This window comes from Albidovulum denitrificans (assembly GCF_002973535.1).
Classification (GTDB): domain Bacteria; phylum Pseudomonadota; class Alphaproteobacteria; order Rhodobacterales; family Rhodobacteraceae; genus Albidovulum; species Albidovulum denitrificans.
The window spans coordinates 1-17,824 of the sequence record NZ_PVEP01000006.1 but is presented as its reverse complement, the minus strand read 5'-3'; the positions used below and the strand labels follow the sequence as shown (position 1 = coordinate 17,824).

Annotated in this window: 16 protein-coding genes; 5 read left to right on the top strand and 11 right to left on the bottom strand. The window is 66.8% G+C overall.

Translation table 11 applies throughout. The features are described 5' to 3' along the window. From nosZ to ubiT, 6 genes are all read right to left on the bottom strand, one after another. A complete protein-coding gene (gene nosZ, locus LX70_RS13660) occupies positions 1-1,938 on the bottom strand; it encodes a TAT-dependent nitrous-oxide reductase (RefSeq protein WP_105515548.1) in 1,938 nt (645 codons plus the stop codon). 11 nt (positions 1,939-1,949) lie between these two features. Then, a complete protein-coding gene (locus LX70_RS13655; RefSeq protein ID WP_105515350.1) occupies positions 1,950-4,136 on the bottom strand; it encodes a NosR/NirI family protein in 2,187 nt (728 codons plus the stop codon). Further along, positions 4,133-4,615, bottom strand: coding sequence for a DUF2946 family protein (locus LX70_RS13650; protein ID WP_105515349.1), 483 nt, complete (start codon positions 4,613-4,615; stop codon positions 4,133-4,135). The genes LX70_RS13655 and LX70_RS13650 overlap by 4 nt, the downstream gene beginning before the upstream one ends. A 319-nt stretch (positions 4,616-4,934) precedes the next feature. Beyond that, on the bottom strand, positions 4,935-5,846 hold the full coding sequence (gene ubiV / locus LX70_RS13645; protein WP_105515348.1) for a ubiquinone anaerobic biosynthesis protein UbiV: 912 nt from the start codon (positions 5,844-5,846) through the stop codon (positions 4,935-4,937). A 4-nt stretch (positions 5,847-5,850) separates the two neighbouring features. Next, positions 5,851-6,828: a ubiquinone anaerobic biosynthesis protein UbiU gene (gene ubiU / locus LX70_RS13640; protein WP_105515547.1), complete on the bottom strand. Its 978-nt coding sequence runs from the start codon at positions 6,826-6,828 to the stop codon at positions 5,851-5,853. After that, on the bottom strand, positions 6,828-7,364 hold the full coding sequence (gene ubiT / locus LX70_RS13635; RefSeq protein WP_105515347.1) for a ubiquinone anaerobic biosynthesis accessory factor UbiT: 537 nt from the start codon (positions 7,362-7,364) through the stop codon (positions 6,828-6,830). Before ubiT ends, ubiU begins: the two co-directional genes overlap by 1 nt. A 117-nt stretch (positions 7,365-7,481) precedes the next feature. On the opposite strand from ubiT, the gene LX70_RS13630 reads away from it, so the two are divergent. From LX70_RS13630 to LX70_RS13615, 4 genes are read left to right on the top strand one after another with little or no spacing between them, the layout of a single operon-like run. Further along, positions 7,482-8,966 (top strand): UbiD family decarboxylase, encoded by a 1,485-nt coding sequence (locus tag LX70_RS13630; RefSeq protein ID WP_105515346.1) that lies wholly within the window; start codon positions 7,482-7,484, stop codon positions 8,964-8,966. Further along, a complete protein-coding gene (locus LX70_RS13625; protein WP_105515345.1) occupies positions 8,963-9,544 on the top strand; it encodes a UbiX family flavin prenyltransferase in 582 nt (193 codons plus the stop codon). Before LX70_RS13630 ends, LX70_RS13625 begins: the two co-directional genes overlap by 4 nt. After that, a complete protein-coding gene (ric, locus tag LX70_RS13620) occupies positions 9,541-10,203 on the top strand; it encodes an iron-sulfur cluster repair di-iron protein (protein ID WP_105515344.1) in 663 nt (220 codons plus the stop codon). Before LX70_RS13625 ends, ric begins: the two co-directional genes overlap by 4 nt. Further along, positions 10,089-11,375 carry an NnrS family protein gene (locus LX70_RS13615; protein WP_342747707.1) on the top strand — a complete coding sequence of 429 codons (1,287 nt, stop codon included), beginning with the start codon at positions 10,089-10,091 and terminating at the stop codon, positions 11,373-11,375. The genes ric and LX70_RS13615 overlap by 115 nt, the downstream gene beginning before the upstream one ends. A gap of 65 nt (positions 11,376-11,440) precedes the next feature. Here the strand turns inward: LX70_RS13615 and LX70_RS13610 are convergent, their stop codons facing one another. From LX70_RS13610 to LX70_RS13590, 5 genes are all read right to left on the bottom strand, one after another. Further along, entirely contained in the window at positions 11,441-12,133 is a 693-nt protein-coding gene (locus LX70_RS13610) for an ABC transporter ATP-binding protein (protein ID WP_105515342.1), read from the bottom strand. 3 nt (positions 12,134-12,136) lie between these two features. Next, positions 12,137-13,270, bottom strand: a complete 1,134-nt coding sequence (locus LX70_RS13605; protein WP_105515341.1) for an ABC transporter permease — start codon at positions 13,268-13,270, stop codon at positions 12,137-12,139. Then, complete coding sequence (locus LX70_RS13600) at positions 13,267-14,412, bottom strand: efflux RND transporter periplasmic adaptor subunit (protein WP_105515340.1); 1,146 nt, start codon at positions 14,410-14,412, stop codon at positions 13,267-13,269. The genes LX70_RS13605 and LX70_RS13600 overlap by 4 nt, the downstream gene beginning before the upstream one ends. Before the next feature lie 3 nt (positions 14,413-14,415). Then, positions 14,416-15,012: a TetR/AcrR family transcriptional regulator gene (locus LX70_RS13595; RefSeq protein WP_105515546.1), complete on the bottom strand. Its 597-nt coding sequence runs from the start codon at positions 15,010-15,012 to the stop codon at positions 14,416-14,418. A 118-nt stretch (positions 15,013-15,130) separates the two neighbouring features. Further along, a complete protein-coding gene (locus tag LX70_RS13590; RefSeq protein WP_105515545.1) occupies positions 15,131-16,705 on the bottom strand; it encodes a trimethylamine methyltransferase family protein in 1,575 nt (524 codons plus the stop codon). Positions 16,706-16,794: 89 nt separating this feature from the next. Between LX70_RS13590 and LX70_RS13585 the strand changes: the two genes are divergently transcribed. Continuing rightward, positions 16,795-17,703, top strand: a complete 909-nt coding sequence (locus LX70_RS13585; protein WP_105515339.1) for a LysR substrate-binding domain-containing protein — start codon at positions 16,795-16,797, stop codon at positions 17,701-17,703. Positions 17,704-17,824 lie beyond the last annotated feature (121 nt).

Below are 17,824 nucleotides of genomic sequence, written 5' to 3'. Positions count from 1 at the left end.
TCAGGCGTTCCGCGGTTCGACGAACATCCGGCCGCGCATCTCCATGTGGAGTGCGTGGCAGAACCACTGGCAATAGTACCAGTAAACGCCCGGCTGGCCCGCGATGAAGGTGACGGAGCTTGTCGCCTGCGGCCCGATTTCCATCGCGACGCCATGGTTGCCCATGGTGAAGCCGTGGGTGAGGTCGTCGATGTCGTCAAGGTTGGTGACGCAGACCGTCACCTCATCGCCTTCCTTCACGGTAAAGCTTTCGATGGCGAATTGCGGCGCCTGGCTCGACATATAGACGCGCACCTTGTTGCCGTCGCGGATGACGGTGTCCTGGTAATCGTCCAGATCGACGCCGTCCGCCTCGGCCTGCTTGCGGGTTTCGGCCCACATGCGGTCCTGACGGTCCCAGACCGAGAGCGGGTTCACCTTCGAGGCATGCACGATGATCGAGTCATGCGGTTCGGCGAAGGTCGGGCCGTCATGCACCAGCGTCAGCTTGTCGCCGTCGATCAGGAAGACCTGCTCATTCTCGGGCTTCAGCGGGCCGACGTTCAGGAAGCGGTCCTTCGAGAACTTGTTCATCGTGATGTAGAACTTCGCCGACGCGTCCAGCGTCTCCCCCTCGGCGGTGGAGTTGTGGCCGGGCTGGTAGTGAACGTCCGCCTTGGTGACGATCGGGTCGACCTGTTCGCCGGCATAGGCCTTGATTGCCTTCTCGATGTCCCAGACCACCACCTGACTGTCGAGGAAGAGCGTCGTATAGGCACGCCCCTGACCGTCGAAGCAGGTGTGTAGGGGGCCAAGGCCCAGTTCCGGTTCGGCCACGACGACGGACCGCGGGTCGGCGCCGTTGTAGAACACGTCCTCAAGCTTGGTGACGTCGATCACCGAGACGGTGGGCGACAGCTTGCCGCCGATGCAGAGGTGAACCTTGTCCGGCGCCATGTTGCAGCCGTGCGGGTTGTTCGGCACCGGGATGTAGCGGACATAGTTCTTTTCGGAACCTTTCCGGCCGTCGATCACCTTGACGCCGTTCAGCTCGATGAAGTCGCCCGCCTCGATCCCCTTTTCGATCTCGGCGATGTTGTAGACGACGACATGGTCCATGTCGGCGGCCGTCATATCGGCCAGCGTCATCCCCATTTCCGAGTTGTAGGAGGTCGAGAAGGCATATTTGCCCTCATAATCGGCATCGGTGTTGTCGAGGTTGCCGGTCACCATGACCTGCCAGGCGACGGTCATGTCGTCGGCGTTGATGGCGGTGTAGAAGTTCACATACTGCGCCGGATCGTCAAGGATCTTGCCGTCATTGACCATCGGCACCTCATCCTCGCCATTGGCGAAGACATAGTTGGTGCGCGGCCATTTCTGCGGGCGCAGGCCGTGGATGCCCTTGGCGTTCGGGATCTCGATGATCTTGTCGGTTTTCATCACGTCGCAGCGCACCCGCGCGACGCGCGTGTTGGCCTTGTCGTTCATGAACAGGAAGCGCCCGTCGTAGCGGCCTTCGGTGAAGGACATGTGGACGTGGTGCAAATCGCCGTTGCGCGGGAATTCCAGCCCGTTGGCGGCAAGGAACTTCTTCGTCTTCTCGGTCAGACCCTCGGTCAGGATCTTGCGCGATTCGTTGGTGATACCCCAGCCGGTCGCGGAATCGATGTTGAACACCGGAACGCGCATCAGTTCGCGCATCGACGGGATGCCGAGGATGCGCATCTCGCCGGTCTGGCCCGAGGACCAGAAGCCGTAATATTCGTCAAGCTGGCCCGGCTCGACATTCGTTGCCTCGGCCGCGCGGGCTGCCGTGGTTCCGGCAAGCGTCGCCGCGCCAATGGCACCGCCGGTCACCAGTGCGCGTCCTCCGAGCGCCCCGGCAAGGGCGGCGCTGCCCGCAGTGGCGCCAAGCATTCCGCGTCGCGTGATGCCGGTCTTCGATCCCTCAGACATGATGTGTCCTTTCATTCAGCAGGTTGGGATTTGGGTGAGTTGGGATGCCCGGTCAGGTCGCGCGGCGCAGCCGAGCCCACGGTATCGCGGCGCTTCATCTTCTTGATGACGACCGGGCAGATGGTCTTGGATTGATAGAGAACCTGGCAATGCAGGCAGTTGACGCATTCGTTCGGGTTGATCTCACCCGTGGGGTGGATCGCCTGAACGGGGCATTGGTTGGCGCAGGACTGGCAGGGGTTGCCGCATTCGCGGTAGCGCTTCAGCCAGTCGAACATGCGCAGCCGCGCGGGGATCGCCAGCGCGGCCCCCAGCGGGCAGAGATAGCGGCAGTAGAAGCGTTCAACGAACAGACCCGCCATCAAAAGCGCCGCCGCATAGGCCACGAAGGGCCAGGCGCGGACGAATTTCAACACGATGGCGGTCTTGAACGGTTCCACCTCGGCCAGATGTTCCGCCTGCTCGATGCTCATCAGCGAGACGCCGAAAAGGCCAAGGAAGATCATGTACTTGACCGGCCAGAGGCGTTCGTGCAGGCCCCAGGGCAGGGTCCATTGCGGCACATGCAGTGCGCGGGCGATGCGGTTGGTCAGTTCCTGAAGCGCGCCGAACGGGCAAAGCCAGCCGCAATAGGCCCCGCGCCCCCAGAACAGAAGCGCCGCCGCGACCGCGAACCAGAGGATGAAGGTCAGCGGGTCAAGCAGGAAGGCCTGCCAGCTGAAGCCGCTGACGAAGGCCCCGAACAGCGCCATCAGGTTGACGACAGAGAGCTGCGCGTTGGCATACCAGCCAAGATAGACCAGCACGACCGTCAGGTAGGTCATGCGGAACCAGAAGAAGAGCCGCGCATTCCGCGTCGCGAAGCCCTGGAAGAAGAAGACGCCCGTCAGCACCAGTAGCAGCCCGGCGGTGACGGTGATGGCGGGTTTCTTGTCCTGCCAGATCCGTTTCCAAAGCGCCTGATGGGCGGCGGCCTCATCCTGATTGGCGACCTCGGCGGCAGCGTCGGGTGCCGCGGGAGCAGGGGCGACGGCCACGGCGCGCAGGTATTTTTCCGGCAGTTGATAGCCCAGATCGAAGGTGGTGAAGAGCTTTTCGATCGGCCCGACCTCTCGCTGCACCAGAAGCTGGATGCGGAAGGGTTTGGAGGGGTCGAACCCGCTGTCGGCGGGGATCTTGAACAGATCGGCCTCGGTGAAGGCGGGCGCGCCCTCGGCGGCAAGCGACACGATACGCTTGTGCATCCGGTCGCGGAAACGGACCGACACGTCGTCCTGGATCAGCACGATCCGGTCGAAGATGCCGCCGCGCACATAGCCCGAGCCCTTGAAGCTATAAAGGCCGCGCCCGACGATGGCGATGGCGTTTTCGCCCTCTTTCAGCCAGGTGGAAAGGTTCTTTGCCGTGGCCTCGCCCAGAAGCGCCCTGGCGATGGCGGGCTGCGAAACCAGTGCCGCCTGCATCTCGATAAACGTCGTCTCGGGCGCCTCGGTCAGCGCGCGTTCGGTGGCACGCGGGTCGCCAAGCGCCTCGAAGGCGGCATTGACCTGCCCGACGTCAAGCGCGAGGCGCCGCAGCGTGCCATCGCCTTCAAGCGTCATCCAGTCGGGTGCGGCCTCGGCATCGGGGTTCAGTTCGAATTTCGGGCCGCTGTCGGGCGCCGCGACGGCCAGCCCGCCAAGGCCAAGCGCGCGGGCCACCTTCAACCCGGCGCGGACGATGGAATCGTCGATCACCATCACCGTGACCGTCGCGCCCGAAATGATGTCGAGATCGTGGGAGGTGCCGCCCGATTCCGCCTCGGCGACAAGGTCAAGCCCGGCGTAATCGGCGGCCAGCGCCTTCATCTTGGCGTCGGGAATGCCGATCAGGACGATGGGTTCGGAGTGTTTGACAAGCTGGACGCCGATGACCTTGGCGTCCTTGTCGACGGCGACCATCGTGTGAATGGGCTTGCCCGAATAGCCCGTGGTCGACACGAAATCGGAGGTGATGAAGGCCCAGCCGATCGTCTCGCCGCCCTTCAGGACGGGGGCCACCGGCACGTCGTCGCGAATCGCGCCAAAGGCATCGGCTTCGGCGACCAGTTCGGCAGGGGCGGTATCGGCTAGGTACTTTGCCAGAACAGGCTCTGCGGCTGCGGAAATGGCCGCGAAGACCATGAAGACAAGCGAAAGGAAGAGGCGGAAAATCATCATGTGCGGGCTGTCGGTTGGGTCCGCCCGCAAAAGCGTTGCATCCCGTGATCGTCCTTGGTGGCGATGTCGGCGGTTTTGCCGGTCAGGGCCATATCAAGACGTTCACGGGCCGCGGGTGGAGGGCCTCGGGTTTCGGGGCGAAGGTGGGGACGGGCGGGCAGGGTGAGGGTGTTCACCCGCGCCTGAACCGTGTGGAAGGTCGCGTGGCGCACGGGCAGGCCGCGCGACGGGGACGTCAGAAGCGCGGTCGGGGCCAGACAATCGGGGCAGTTGGCGCAATCCTTCATCGGCGTGACGGGGTTGCCGTCCTGATCGAGGATGATGGTGGCAGAGCCACCCTCGGCGCAGATCACAAAGGCGGTGCCGTCGGGCGTTTTGGCGAAGGGCGCGGCCGCCGCCATGCCCGACAGCAGCAGCGCGACGGCCATCAGGATCACAAGGACGATGCCCTGCGCGCGGATCGCAGGGGCAGGGGTCACGCGGCTGCGTGGCGATCCCTTTCCGCCAATATGTGCTGGCCGCTGCATCTGGTATCCGACGATCCGTGGATGTTTCAGTTCACTCGCACGCACCTACCCCTGCGCAGGGCGCTGCCGCCTTGACCAAAGTCAGGCTTGGCGGCTGATCACGATGGGGGGAGTGTGCCATAGTCTCGTGGCGGGGGATAGGCGCGACGGGAAAAAGCTCCGCCGGTTGTGCCGGGCCGCCTATAGCATTTCGGGTTTATGTTGAATCAGAATTCGAACGAAATAAGTTCGAATTCTGATACTTGCGTTCTCAACGAAAACCCGAAACGCTTTAGCGGGGCGCGGCTGTTCCCTCACCCGACCATGCCGCGCCTGCGGGGCCGGAGAGGAAGCCGTCCGAAAGCGTGCCGCCCGGCACCATCGGGCGCAGCATCGCCGCAAGGTCGGCGCCGGAGATCTTGCCCGACAGACGGTCCGCATAGGCGCCGCAGATCGCGGCGAAATCGCGTGACTGGGGCGACAGTCTCAGGGCGGAGACGCCCGCGCCTTGCAGATCCTCGACCTTCAGCGCCATGCTGGCGGTGGACTGGCTCAGGGTCTGGACACCGTTCACGGTCAGGAACCTCTGGCCGTCCAGCGTGCCGACATCACGGCCGTCCGGGTCCTCGCCACAGACGAACTGGCAGCTGTCCTTGGCCCGGTCATGGAGCCGCGCGTGATAGCAGCGCGCGGAGATCGCCAGTGGCAGGCGGCCATGGCCCCAGACCTCGACCGGGACGCCTTCGTCGCGGCCCGCCTGCGCCAGAACGGCGACCGAATCGAGCGTCAGTTCCGGCGGCAGGCAGATGCGCCGCGCGCCGCGCCGGATCAGCCAGCGCAGCGTGCCTTCGTTATAGACATTGACCAGCGGTCCGACCCAGAAGGCCTGCCCCTCAGGGATGTGGATCAGCGCGGAAAGGTCGTTCACCTCGACCGGCAGGTCCAGGTCCATCAGATCGGCGGTCAGCTTGCGTTCGCGTTTCAGCGTGACAAGCGCCAGCGAGGTCAGCGCGACCTCTTTCCCGGCGGTCTGCAACGCCTCCACCGCCGCCGGGATCTCGTCGCGCCAGAAGGGCAGGCGCTTGGAACAGACGAGTTCGCCCAGGGACACCCGCGCGACCGGGCTGGCGGCAAGGTCGCGGTAGAAGGCGCGGATCGTCTCTGCTTCCCAGAAGAAGAAATTCGGGCCGACTGTCAGGTCCATGCCGTCACCTCCAGGTCTTGGCATAGGCGCCGGTGGTGGCCTTCTGCCCCTCGGTCAGCCGCGCCAGCATGGTTTCGGGCATGGGCCGGCCTGCTGCCTGCGCCTCGACCGCCGCGCGGAAGGCGCGCACGACCTGCGCGACATAGGCGCGGCTGCGCTGGCGCCCCTCGATCTTGAGGGCCGACACGCCTGCCTTGGCGAGTTCGGGGATCAGTTGCGTGGCATCAAGGCTGACCGGGTCCTCGAAGATATGGCCGGTCTGGCCGTCGGAGGTGAAGCAGCCCTTGCAGAGCGTGGGGTAGGGCGCGGGGGCGCCTTTTGGCGTGCGGTGGATGGTGAAACCGCCAAGACGGGCAGCAAGATCGCGGCCTTCCTCGGCATAGGCGACATGGCTCGCCGGTGAACAGACGCCGTTCATGTTGGGCGATTTCCCGGTGGCGTAGGAGGACAGCGAACAGCGCCCCTCGGCCATCACGCAAAGACCGCCAAAGACGAAGACCTCGGTTTCGACGTCGATCTCGCGGTTGATGGCGGCGATTTCCTGCACCGTCAGGACGCGCGGCAGGACCACGCGGCGCACGCCGAAAGCGCTGGCGTAAAGGTTGATCGCATCGGGATTGGCGGCGGCGGCCTGCACTGAAAGATGGCGGCGGAGCGCGGGGTGACGGTCGGCCGCGTGGGCCAGAAGGCCGATGTCGGCAAGGATCACCGCATCGGCCCCGGCGGCCTCGGCATTGGCCAGCGCGCGGTGCCAGAGCGGTTCGGCGCCCGCGCGCGGGAAGGTGTTGATCGCGACCAGAACCTTCGCGCCGCGCGCATGGGCGAAGGTGACCGCCTCGGCCATATCCTCGGGCGTGAAGTTCAGGCCGGGGAAGTTGCGGGCGTTGGTTTCGTCGGCAAAGCCGCAATAGACGGCATGGGCGCCCGCCTCGACAGCGGCGCGCAGCGCGGCGGGGGTGCCGGCGGGGCAGACCAGTTCCATCATGCGAAATCGTCCAGCCGGGTCATGCGGTGCAGCGTCAGGCCGGTCGCGCGTTCGGCCCCGGTCAAAAGCCCGCGCAAGGGCGTGGCGAGCGGGCCGGAAAGAGTGGCGAGTTCCTCGGCCAGGTCCAGTTCGGCATCGTCGATGGCGTTGCGCAGCGCCAGCACGGCGGCGGTGTCGCCCTCGACCGTCAGATCGCGCGAGAAGAAGAGCGCATCGCCATCCTCGGCCCCGTGCATCATGGCGAGGAAGGCCGACAGCGGCCCCGCGATTCGCGCGTCATGCGCGGGCGGGCGGGCGCGGCGATGGGCCGTCATGGCGGCATCGGCGGGATGCAGCAGCAAGAGCCAGGGCAGGTCCAACGGGTCGATCAGGAACCGATGCCCGCCATAGTCGCCCAGGCGCCGGGTCATCTCCGGGTGGGATTTCACCATGCGGCGGGTCACGGCGCCCAGAAACAGGCTGAGCGGCGGCAGGGGAAGCGGCAGGGCGGCCAGCCGCAGGGGGCGCGGCAGACGCGGCAGGGGTGCAGTCATGGATCGGTCCCGATACGGATACCCCATCCATAGGCGAAGGCGCCGGGGTCGGTATTGACATTAGTCAATTTGTTCGGGCTTTGGGGGCGCTATCGGGGCAGAAAAGGACCTTCCCCGATGCGCAGCCTTCCTGTCTTCGACGATCTCCGCGCCTTTCTCGGCTGGGCCGAGGCGGCGGGCGATCTGGCGCGGCTTTCGGCGCCGGTCGATCTGCGGCACGAGATGACGGCGGTGCAACTGGCCACGTTGCGCGCCGGGGGGCCGGTCCTGCGCTTCGATGCGGCCCGCAGGGATGGCCAGCGCGCCGGGATGCCGGTCATCGCGAACCTTTTCGGGACGCCCGCGCGGGTGGCGGCGGGGCTTGGCCTTGCGCCGGGTGAGGTGCCGGGGTTCGGGGAGTTCCTTGCCGCCCTGCGCAATCCGCCCCCGGTCGAGGGGATGCGCGACGCGCTGTCGAAATGGCCGATGTTGCGGGCGGCGCTGCAAACCCGGCCCAAGGTGTTGCGCCGGGGCGTGGCGCAGGAACGGGCGGCCCCGGCGGATATGTCGCTGATCCCGGCGCAGATCCCCTGGCCGGGTGACGCCGGGCCGCTCCTGACCTGGCCCGTGGTCGTGACCCGCCCGCACGGGTCCGAGGCGCGCCAGACCGGGCGCTACAATCTGGGCATCTACCGCGCGCAGGTCCTGTCCCCCGACCGGCTGATCCTGCGCTGGCTGGCCCATCGCGGGGGTGCTGCGCATCACCGGACATGGGCGCGGGCGAGCGAACCGATGCCGGTCGCCATCGCGCTTGGCGCCGATCCCGCCACCTTGCTGGCGGCAGCCCTTCCCCTGCCGGAAACTGTATCTGAGATGGCCTTTTCCGGTGTCCTGCGCGGCGCGCGGGCCGAGCTTGCGCCCGCCACCACGGTGCCGCTTCTGGTCCCTGCCAATGCGGAGATCATCCTGGAAGGCTGGGTCCATCCCGGTGAGGTCGCGCCGGAGGGGCCGTTCGGCGACCATACCGGCTATTACAACGCGGTAGAGCCGTTTCCGGTCATGCGGCTGAGTGCGATCACCCATCGCCGCGACCCGATCTACCTGACCACCGTCACCGGCCGCCCGCCCGATGAGCCATCGGTCATTGGTGAGGTGTTCAACACGCTCGCCCTGCCGATGATACGGGCGCAGATCCCCGAGGTGACCGACCTCTGGCTGCCGCCCGCGGCCTGTTCCTACCGCATGGCGGTGGTGCAGATCGACAAGCGCTATCCCGGTCAGGCGCGACGGGTGATGATGGCGCTTTGGGGGATGCTGGCGCAGTTCAGCTATACCAAGACGATCATCGTCGTCGACCGCGACATCGACCCGCGCAACTGGGACGATATCGCCTGGGCGATGGCGACGCGGATGGATGCTGCGCGCGACGTGATGCTGCTGGACGGCACGCCAATGGATTACCTCGACTTCGCCAGCCCGCACGAGGGGCTGGCGGGCAAGATGGGCATCGACGCCACCACCAAGATCGGGGCGGAGACGGTCCGCGACTGGGGGCAGGTGATGGCGCTTGACCCGGCGCATGTGGCGCGGGCGGAAAGCCTCCTTCGCGGGGTTCTGCCATGAGGCCGCGCGTCGTTCTTGGCGTTTCGGGGGCCTCTGGCGCCGCGCTCGCGCTGGATTGCGCGCGGGTCCTGACGGGGCAGGGGGCGGAGGTGGAGCTTGTCCTGTCCACCATGGCCGAACGCACGCTGGCGCTTGAGGTCGGGCCGGGCGCGGTGGACGCGCTGACGGCACTGGCGGCGCGGGTGCATGCCGTGACCGATCTGGGCGCCAGCATCGCCAGCGGATCCTACCCCGTCAGCGGCATGATTGTCGCGCCCTGTTCGATGCGCAGCCTTTCGGCCATTGCCCATGGTCTTGACGACACGCTTCTGACCCGCGCGGCATCCGTCCAGTTGAAGGAGCGGCGGCCGCTGATCCTTCTGGCGCGCGAGGCGCCGCTGACGCTGGCCCATCTGCGCAACATGACCGCCGCGACCGAGATGGGGGCGGTCGTCATGCCCCCGGTTCCCGCCTTCTACCTGCGCCCCGAAACCACGGCGCAGATCATCGCCCAGATCGCCGCGCGCGCCGTCGATCTTCTGCATCTTGCCGCCCCGGCTGCGCGCGCCTGGGACCCAAGCGAAGGAAACGCACCATGACCGATCTTGCACCCACCGCCATCGTCGGCGACATCGCCTCGGACCTGCCCGGCGCGGCCGAGGTCTTTCGCCGCGCCGGCATCAGCTTTTGTTGCGGCGGCAAGCTGTCACTGTCCGAGGCGGCCGCGAAGGCCGGGATCGCGGCCGGGGACCTGCTGGCCGAATTGCGCGCGCTGTCAGCCGCCGCCGGTCGCGACGCGCCGGAGGAGACCGTTCCGCTGATCGACCATATCCTGTCGCGCTATCACGAGACGCATCGCGAGGAACTGGACTGGTTGATCCCGCTGGCCCAGAAGGTCGAGACGGTGCATGGCGATCACGACGCGGCGCCGCTGGGCCTGACAAAGGCGCTGATCGCGCTGCGCGACGATCTGGAAAGCCATATGGCCAAGGAAGAGCAGGTCCTCTTCCCGATGATGCGGCAGGGCGGGCATCCGATGATCGTGCATCCCATCGCCGCGATGCGCCATGAGCATGACACCACGACCGACATGCTGCGCGCGGTGGAACATGTGACCCATTCCCTGACCTTGCCCGAGGGTGCCTGCCGGTCCTGGACGGCGCTTTACACCGGCCTTCGCAAGCTGACCGAGGATCTGGTGGCGCATATCCATCTGGAAAACGCGGTCCTGTTCCCGCGGTTCGAGGTGGCAGGCTGAGCGCGGCGCCGGATAAGGGCTTTTGGGGCGCGCCGCATCTGCCGCTGTTTCTGATGGCGGCGGTCTGGGCGGTGCTGGTGCCTTTGGTCTGGCTCATCCCCGACCTGTCGGACGATCCGGTCGGCTGGCACCGGCAGGAGCTGATCCTTGGCTTTGCCGGGGCGGCCATGGGGGGCTATCTGCTGACCGCGCTGCCCCATTGGCTGAAACAGGCGGGGGCGGGGGCGAAGGGTCCGGGGCGGCGGGCGGTGCAGGCGCTGGTGCTGGCATGGATCGCGGGGCGCATCGCGGCGGCGCAGCCGGGTGACGGGGCGCTGGTGCTGCTGGGGATCGCGGCCTATCCGGTGGCCCTTGCCCTTTCCCTTCTGATCCCGGTCCTGTCGGCGCGGCTCTGGCGGCGGTTGCCGATCGCGCTGGCGCCGGTTGGTTTGCTTGCGGTCGGCGTCGGGCTGCGGCTGGGCGGTGACGGGTTGGCCGCTGCGCTGGCCATGGCGCTGATCGTGGCGGTGGTCGGCGGCCGGATCGTGCCGGCCTTCCTTGCGTCCCGCGCCGCGCAGGCCACGCCGCTGCAGCGGGGGGCCTTGCCCGCAATGGCGCGGCTCGCGGACGCCGTCCTGGCGCTTGCGCTGGTCGGCCATCTTGCCGGGGTCGGGGACAGCGTGACCGGCGGGCTGCTGCTGGCCGCCGCTGCCGGGCAGGCGGCGCGGATGGGGCGCTGGCCGCTGGCGGCGGGGCTGGCCGGGGGGCAGGGCGATCTGCTGATGCTGGTCCTCGCCTGGGTGTGGCTGCCGGTCGGGCTGACCCTGACCGGGGCGGGGCTGATCCTGCCGGATGCGCTTGCGGGCCTTCCCCTGCCGACCGGGTTGCATGCGCTGACCATGGGGCTGATGGGCGGCATGATCCTGGCGGTGATGGCGCGGGCCTATATGCGCCGCGCGCCGGGGGCCTTGCGCGTGGGCGCGGGGCTGGCGCTGGCCTTCGCACTGGTCATGATTTCGACCCTGTTACGGCTGATTTTGTCCGCCACGCCGGTGGCGCTGAGCGTTCCGGCGGCGCTTTGGTGCCTTGGCTGGGCGGTCTTCACCCTCTGCGCGTTGCGGTCGATGGCGGGGCCAACACCGCACCCCGTCCTGAGCGCCGCGCGGGGTTATAGCATTTCGGGTTTACACTGACTCAGAATTCAAACTTGTTTCGCTCGAATTCTGATGCCTGGTTTCCAACGAGAACCCGAAACGCTTTAATCGTCGCTCAAACGGCCGTCGCGCAGGTGGATCAGACGGTCGAAACGGTCAAAGATCTTTTCGTCATGGGTGACGGTGATGATGCAGGCCTCCTGTTCCACCGCCAGCTTGCGCAGAAGGTCCATCACCAGTTGCGCGCGCTTGCTGTCGAGCGCGGCGGTCGGCTCATCCGCCAGAATGATCCGGGGGCGGTTGGCCAGCGCCCGCGCGATGGCGACGCGCTGCGCCTCCCCGCCCGAAAGAAGCGCGGGCTTCACCGGGGCGCGGTGGCCGACCTCAAGATAGTCGAGCAGCTCGCGCGACCGGGCGCGGCCCTCGGCGGGCGATTTGCCCGCAAGGTCGAGAACGACCGAGACATTCTCCTCCGCCGTCAGGAAGGGCAGGAGGTTATGCGCCTGAAAGATGAAACCGATCTTTTCGAGCCTAAGCCGCCTGAGATCGCCGCGCAGCCATTTGCCGTCGAAGACCGTTTCGCCATCCAGCGCGACCCGACCGGCGGACGGGGCAAGGATGCAGCCGATGATGTTCAGCAGCGTCGTCTTGCCCGATCCCGAGGGGCCGAGAAGGGCGATCACCTCACCGGCATGGACCTGAAGATCGACGGAGCGGAGCGCATCGACGCGCGTCTCCCCCTCGCCGAAATGCTTGGCCACGCCCGCGACGTCGACCAGAAGATCCCCCAGCGCCATGGCCTAGCTCCCCAACGCGGTGGCGGGATCGACCTTCATCGCCGCCCGCACCCCAAGTGCGGAGGCGGCAAGGCAGACCACGACGATGATGCCCGCCAGCACCATCGCGTTGAAGGGCTCAAGAACCACCCGGCGCGGGAAATTGTCCTTGACCAGCAGGATCAGCGCCAGCCCGATCCCCCAGCCCGACATGCCCAGAAGAAGCGCCTGCTGCACGATCAGCCCGATGATGGTGCGATCGGGCGCGCCGATCAGCTTCAGCGTCGCGATCTGCTTCAGCTTTTCCATCGTCATCGTGTAGATGATAAGCGCGATCACCACGGCCGAGACCGACAGGAGAATGCCGAGGAAAAGGCCGATCTGGCGCCGCGCCTTGTCCACGACCGAGGCGAGAAGGATGGTTTCCTGATCCGCCTGCGTGAGCGCGGAGAGGTGTTTCCACTGGCGCAGCGTGGCGGTCAGAAGGTCGACATCGGCGCCGGGTTTGACACGGACGATGATGGCCGCGACCGAGGCGGATTTGACCGGGTTCGCCCCGCGCGCGGCCTGCACCCGCTGATCGGCGGGGGACAGTTCGGTCTGAAGGCCCATCGCGTCGGACAGCGTCATGAAGACGGCCGGATCGCCGCCGGAGTTCATCGCGCCTTCGACAAGGCCCACGACGGTAAAGCGGTTGCGCCCCAGCCGGATCGTGTCGCCGGGGGTGAGGCCGGTCTTGCGGTCGGCGACCAGTTCGAAATGGCTGGTGCCGATGGCGCGGCCTTCGGCGATGCGCAGCGGCCCGCCGGGGCGCCCGGTCTCATATCCGATGACGTAAAGGCGCAGGGTCTTGCCGCCATGGGTCGCCTCGACCGTCTGGTAATTGATCGCGCCCGCCTCGGCCACGCCGGGCATCCGCGCCACCGCATCGCGGGTGTCGGCGGGGATGGAGGACGCCTCGGCAAAGGGGCCCTGGGTGCCGGATTCCACCACCCACATGTCGACGGCGGGGGCCTTTACCACCGCCAGCGCGTCAGAGACGAGGCCGTTATAGATCCCGATCATCGCAAGGACGACCGTCATCAGAAGGCCAAGACCGAAACAGGTCAGGATAAAGCGGAAAAGCCCGTGGCGGATGTCTTTCAGGGCGAGGTTCATGGCGCGGTTCCGATCCGGGCCAGCCGCCCCGTATCCGCGCCCTTGGGCGGCATCGCGACGATCTCTGCCCCGTCGGGCAGGCCCGCCGTCACCTCGACCCGGCCCCTGTCGTCGCGCGCGCCAAAGGACAGACCGGCGCGGCCAAGGCGGCCGTCCTGAACGATCCAGACCGTGCCGCGATGCCCGTCGAAGCCGTCGATGGCAAGTTCCGGCACCATCAGCGCCCGGTCGCGGGTGCCGGTCAGGATGCGGACCTCGGCCTGTTCGCCCAGATACATCGGCTGCGGGCAGTCGGTGCAGGTCAGCCAGACACGGCGTTCTTCGTTCACGCGGTCGCTTTCCAGACCGATCCGGGCGACGGTGCCATGGAATTCCCCTGCCGGTTGGGACCGCAGGCGGATCGTCCCCGGCTGGCCAAGGGCAAGCTGACCGGCGCGCTCTTCGTCGATATAGGCCTGAATCCAGACGGTTTCGGGGGCGATCAGGGTAAAGATCGGATCGCCGGCCCTGACGACGGTGCCGGGTTCGACATGGCGGGCGACGACGGTCGCGTCATAGGGTGCCTTCAGCCGGTGATGGGCCAGAAGCGTTTCCTCCATCATCAGTGCGGCGGCGGCATCTTCGCCCTGTGCCTTGATGACCGCCAGATCGGCATGGGCGACGGCAAGGTCGGCGCGGGCGACGTCTTCGTCACGCTGCGCCTCTTCCGCCCGCTGGGCGGAGGCGACATCCTGCCGGGCCAGCGCCTTTTGCCGGTCATTCGCCGCCACGCGCTGTGCCAGAACCGCCTGCGCCCGGTCCAGCGCCGCCGTGGATTTGGCCAGGCTCGCGGTGCTGGCGGCAACGGCGGCACGGGCGCGCAGTACGCGCGCTTCCTGTTCGCCCTGATGCAGGACGGCAAGCTCCTGCCCCTTGCGCACGGTATCGCCCGCGTCAACGTCCAGCGTTTCAAGCGTCGCGCCGACCTCGAAGCCCACGCGCGACAGGATGCGCGCCTCGACCGTGCCAAGGCCGTAGATGCGCAGCGGCACATCGGTTTCGGGGCTGACAACGCTTACCTCAAGCGGCCGTTCGGTCAGAAACAGCGCCCCGGCACCAAGGGCCAGGACGGCAACCGCGCCATAGATCAGGGATTTCCGCATGGTCTAATCCTTCCTTGCCGCAAGCAGGTGAAGCTGAACATCAAGCAGGCGCAGACCCTCATCCCGCAGGGGGAACCCACGCGCGCCCAGGGACCAGCGGATCGCGACGCCCTGCACCAGTGAGGACAGCAGCACCGCAATATCCGCCGCCAGAACGTCGTCCCGCAGCAGGTGGCGGTGCTGGGCCGCGTCGGCCTCGCGCACGATATGGCCGTGAAAGGCGGTGAGGAGGTTGCGAAAGGCCGCGCGCAGGTCGGCATTCTCGACGTTCAATTCGCGCGAGAAGAGCAGCATCGGCAGGGCGGGCGACGCCGCGATCCGGTCCAGCTGCGCGGTGACAAGCGCTTTCAGCCGTGTGACGGGGTCGTCCGATTGCGCCAGCGCCTCCGCCCAGGCGGCAGAGAGCGTTTCGGCCACATGATCGGCGGTCGCGCCCCACATGTCCGCTTTCGTGGGAAAGTGCCGAAAAAGGGCCGCCTGCGTCACCCCGACCGCCTTGGCCACGGCCCCGGTGGTGACACGGTCCGGCCCGATGCGGTCGGCCAGATCAATGACCTTCGCCACGATCTCGGCCTTTCTGAGGTCTGCGGGTTTTCTCATCGTCGGCATTCAGTAAGTGAGCAGTCACTTACTTATCACGACAAATGCATAAGTCAAGGGCGCGCCCGTCACGGCGCGCCCTGGGACGACGTTTCAATGTCGGCTCGGCCGGGTGGGGTCAGTACCACATGTCCGGCACGGACGCCTTGCGGCGGGCGATGAAGTCCTGCAACGCCTCATCGGTGCCTTCGTCCATCGCGGGGGCCTCATACTCGGCCAGGGTCTTTTTCCACTGAAGGTTCGCGCGCAGGGCGGAATCGAAGGTGCCCTTTTCGCTCCACGTTTCCCAGGGCTGGTCGTCGTTCAGGGTGCTTTCCCAATAGGCCGTCTCATAATGGCGCAGCGTGTGCTGGGTGGAGAAGAGGTGTTGCCCCGGCCCAAGTTCCGCGAGCGCGTCAAAGCCCAGCGTGTCGTCGTTCACCTCCATCCCGTCGAGATAGGCGTGAAGCGCGCCGCACATGTCCATGTCCATGACCATCTTCTCATAGGACATCGACAAAAGCCCGTCGAGGAACCCGGCGGAGTGCAGGACATAGTTGGTTCCGCCCTGGATCGCCGACATCATCGACATCATGGATTGCTGCATCGCCTGCCCGTCGGGCAGTTTCGAGGTGCTGAAATTCCCCGCGCAGCGCAGTGGCAGGTTCAGCCGCCGCGCCAGTTGCCCCATCACCAGCGATCCGATGGCGGGTTCCGGCGTCCCGAAGGTGGGTGAGCCGGTCCTGAGCGACATGGAGGAGAAGAAGCTGGCCAGAATGGCAGGCGCGCCCGGCCGCACAAGCTGTGTCAGCGCGCAGGAGGCCAGGGATTCCGCCAGCCCCTGCGCCACCGATCCCGCCATGGTCAGCGGCGACACCGCACCGCCCAGCAGGAAAGGCAGGTGGATGGAGCCCTGACCGGCGGCGGCATAGGTGCGGATACCGGCCGTCGTCACACCGTCCAGCACCAGCGGCGAGGTTGTGTTGAAGTTGCCCATGATGACGCAGTTCTGATCGACAAAATCGGCGCCGAAAAGGATGCGGCACATCTCTACACTGTCGGCGGCGCGTTCGGCTGCGGTGATCGACCCAAGGAAGGCGCGGTCGGAATAGCGCATATGGGCATAGACCATGTCCAGATGGCGCTTGTTCACGGCAACGTCCGTCGGCTCACACACCGTGCCGCCGGAATGGTGCAGCCAGGGCGAGGACTGGGCAAGCTTCACGAAGTTGCGGAAATCCTCGATCGTGCCGTAGCGGCGGCCCTGATCGAGGTCCATCACGAAGGGCGACCCGTAAGAGGGCGCGAAAACCACGTTCCTGCCGCCGATCTGGACGTTGTTCGCAGGGTTGCGGGCGTGCTGGGTGAACTCTGCCGGGGCGGTCTTGAGGATCTCGCGCAGCATTCCCGGCTCAAAGCTCAGCGTCCAGATGTCGTCGGCCTTCGCGGTGACCTTGGCGCCGGCCTTGCGGTAAAGTTCCATCGCCTCGGCATCGTCGCGCAGTTCGATCCCGATTTCGGCGAGGATGCGTTCGGCGGTTTGCTCGATCTTCTCAAGGCTTTCCTCGGAGAGGATATCATAGGTGGGAATGTTGCGGACGATATAGGGCCGCCCCTGATCCTGCGCGCCTTGCGACCGGCGTTCGCGCCGCGCGCCCCGGCCGCCGCGTTTGGTTGTCGCCCCGGATGTTGCGAGTGCTGCTTCGGCCGTCATGGTCCCCTCCATAAATCAGCGGGTAGGGTAGGGCGTGTTCAGCCGCAAGTAACGCTGGAAAAGTTTCATGGACTTGATAAGGAGAATTCATGGATACGCTGCGCCGCCTTGTTCCCTCCGTCAACGCCCTGATCGTGTTCGAAGCCGCCGGTCGGCTGATGAGCTTCAGTGCCGCGGGGCGGGAGCTGAAGATGACGCAGGCGGCGGTGTCCTATGCCATCGCGCGGCTGGAGGACCAACTGGGCGTGCCGCTTTTCCTGCGCGAACACCGCCGCGTGCGGCTGTCGGAGGCGGGGGAAAAGTTTCACGCCGATGTCTCGCTTGGCCTGTCGCATATCCAGCGTTCGGCCCAAAGCTTGCGGGCGGTCGCGACCGGCAGCCATGTGACGCTGGCCTGTTCGACAGCCTTCGCGGCGTTCTGGATGGTGCCGCGCATGCAGGCCTTCCGTGAGGACCTTCCCGACATCGACCTGCGCATCCAGACGGCCGACCGCGATCTTGACCTGCGGGGCGAGGGCGCGTCCCTGGGCATCCGCGGCGGCGACCCGGAGGACTGGCCCCAATACGCCTCGGCGGTTCTGGCGCCCGAGGTGATCTATCCCGTCGCGGGGCCAAGCTATCTGACCCAGTTCGACCGGCCCGTGACGGCCGAGGATGTCCTGTCGCACCGCCTGATCCATCTTGAGGAACCGTTCCGTACCGCGACGACCTGGGCGGAGTGGTTTGCGGCGCAAGGCATCGCGGGCAGGCGGGTGCCACGGGGCTTGCAGATCAACGATTACGTTCTGGTCATCCAGTCGGTGATCGAAGGCCAGGGGATCGCGCTTGGCTGGCACCACCTGGTCGACCGGCTGGTCGCCAAGGGGGTCCTTGTCCGGCTGAGCGGCGATGCGCTGCGGACCGGCAAGGCCTTCCATGTGGTCTGGCCCAGGGATCGACCGCTTTCCCCCGCCGCCGCGCAGGTGCGCGACTGGCTGACGGCGCGGGGCCTGCGGTAGGGGGGCGTGCAGGGGAAGATACGGCATCGACGGCCCCCGGGTGGGGGCGACGCGACGCGCGGTCGTGACGTCGCCCTGCGTGGTCCAGTTTCGATCCGCGCCCCCGGGTGGGGGCGACTCG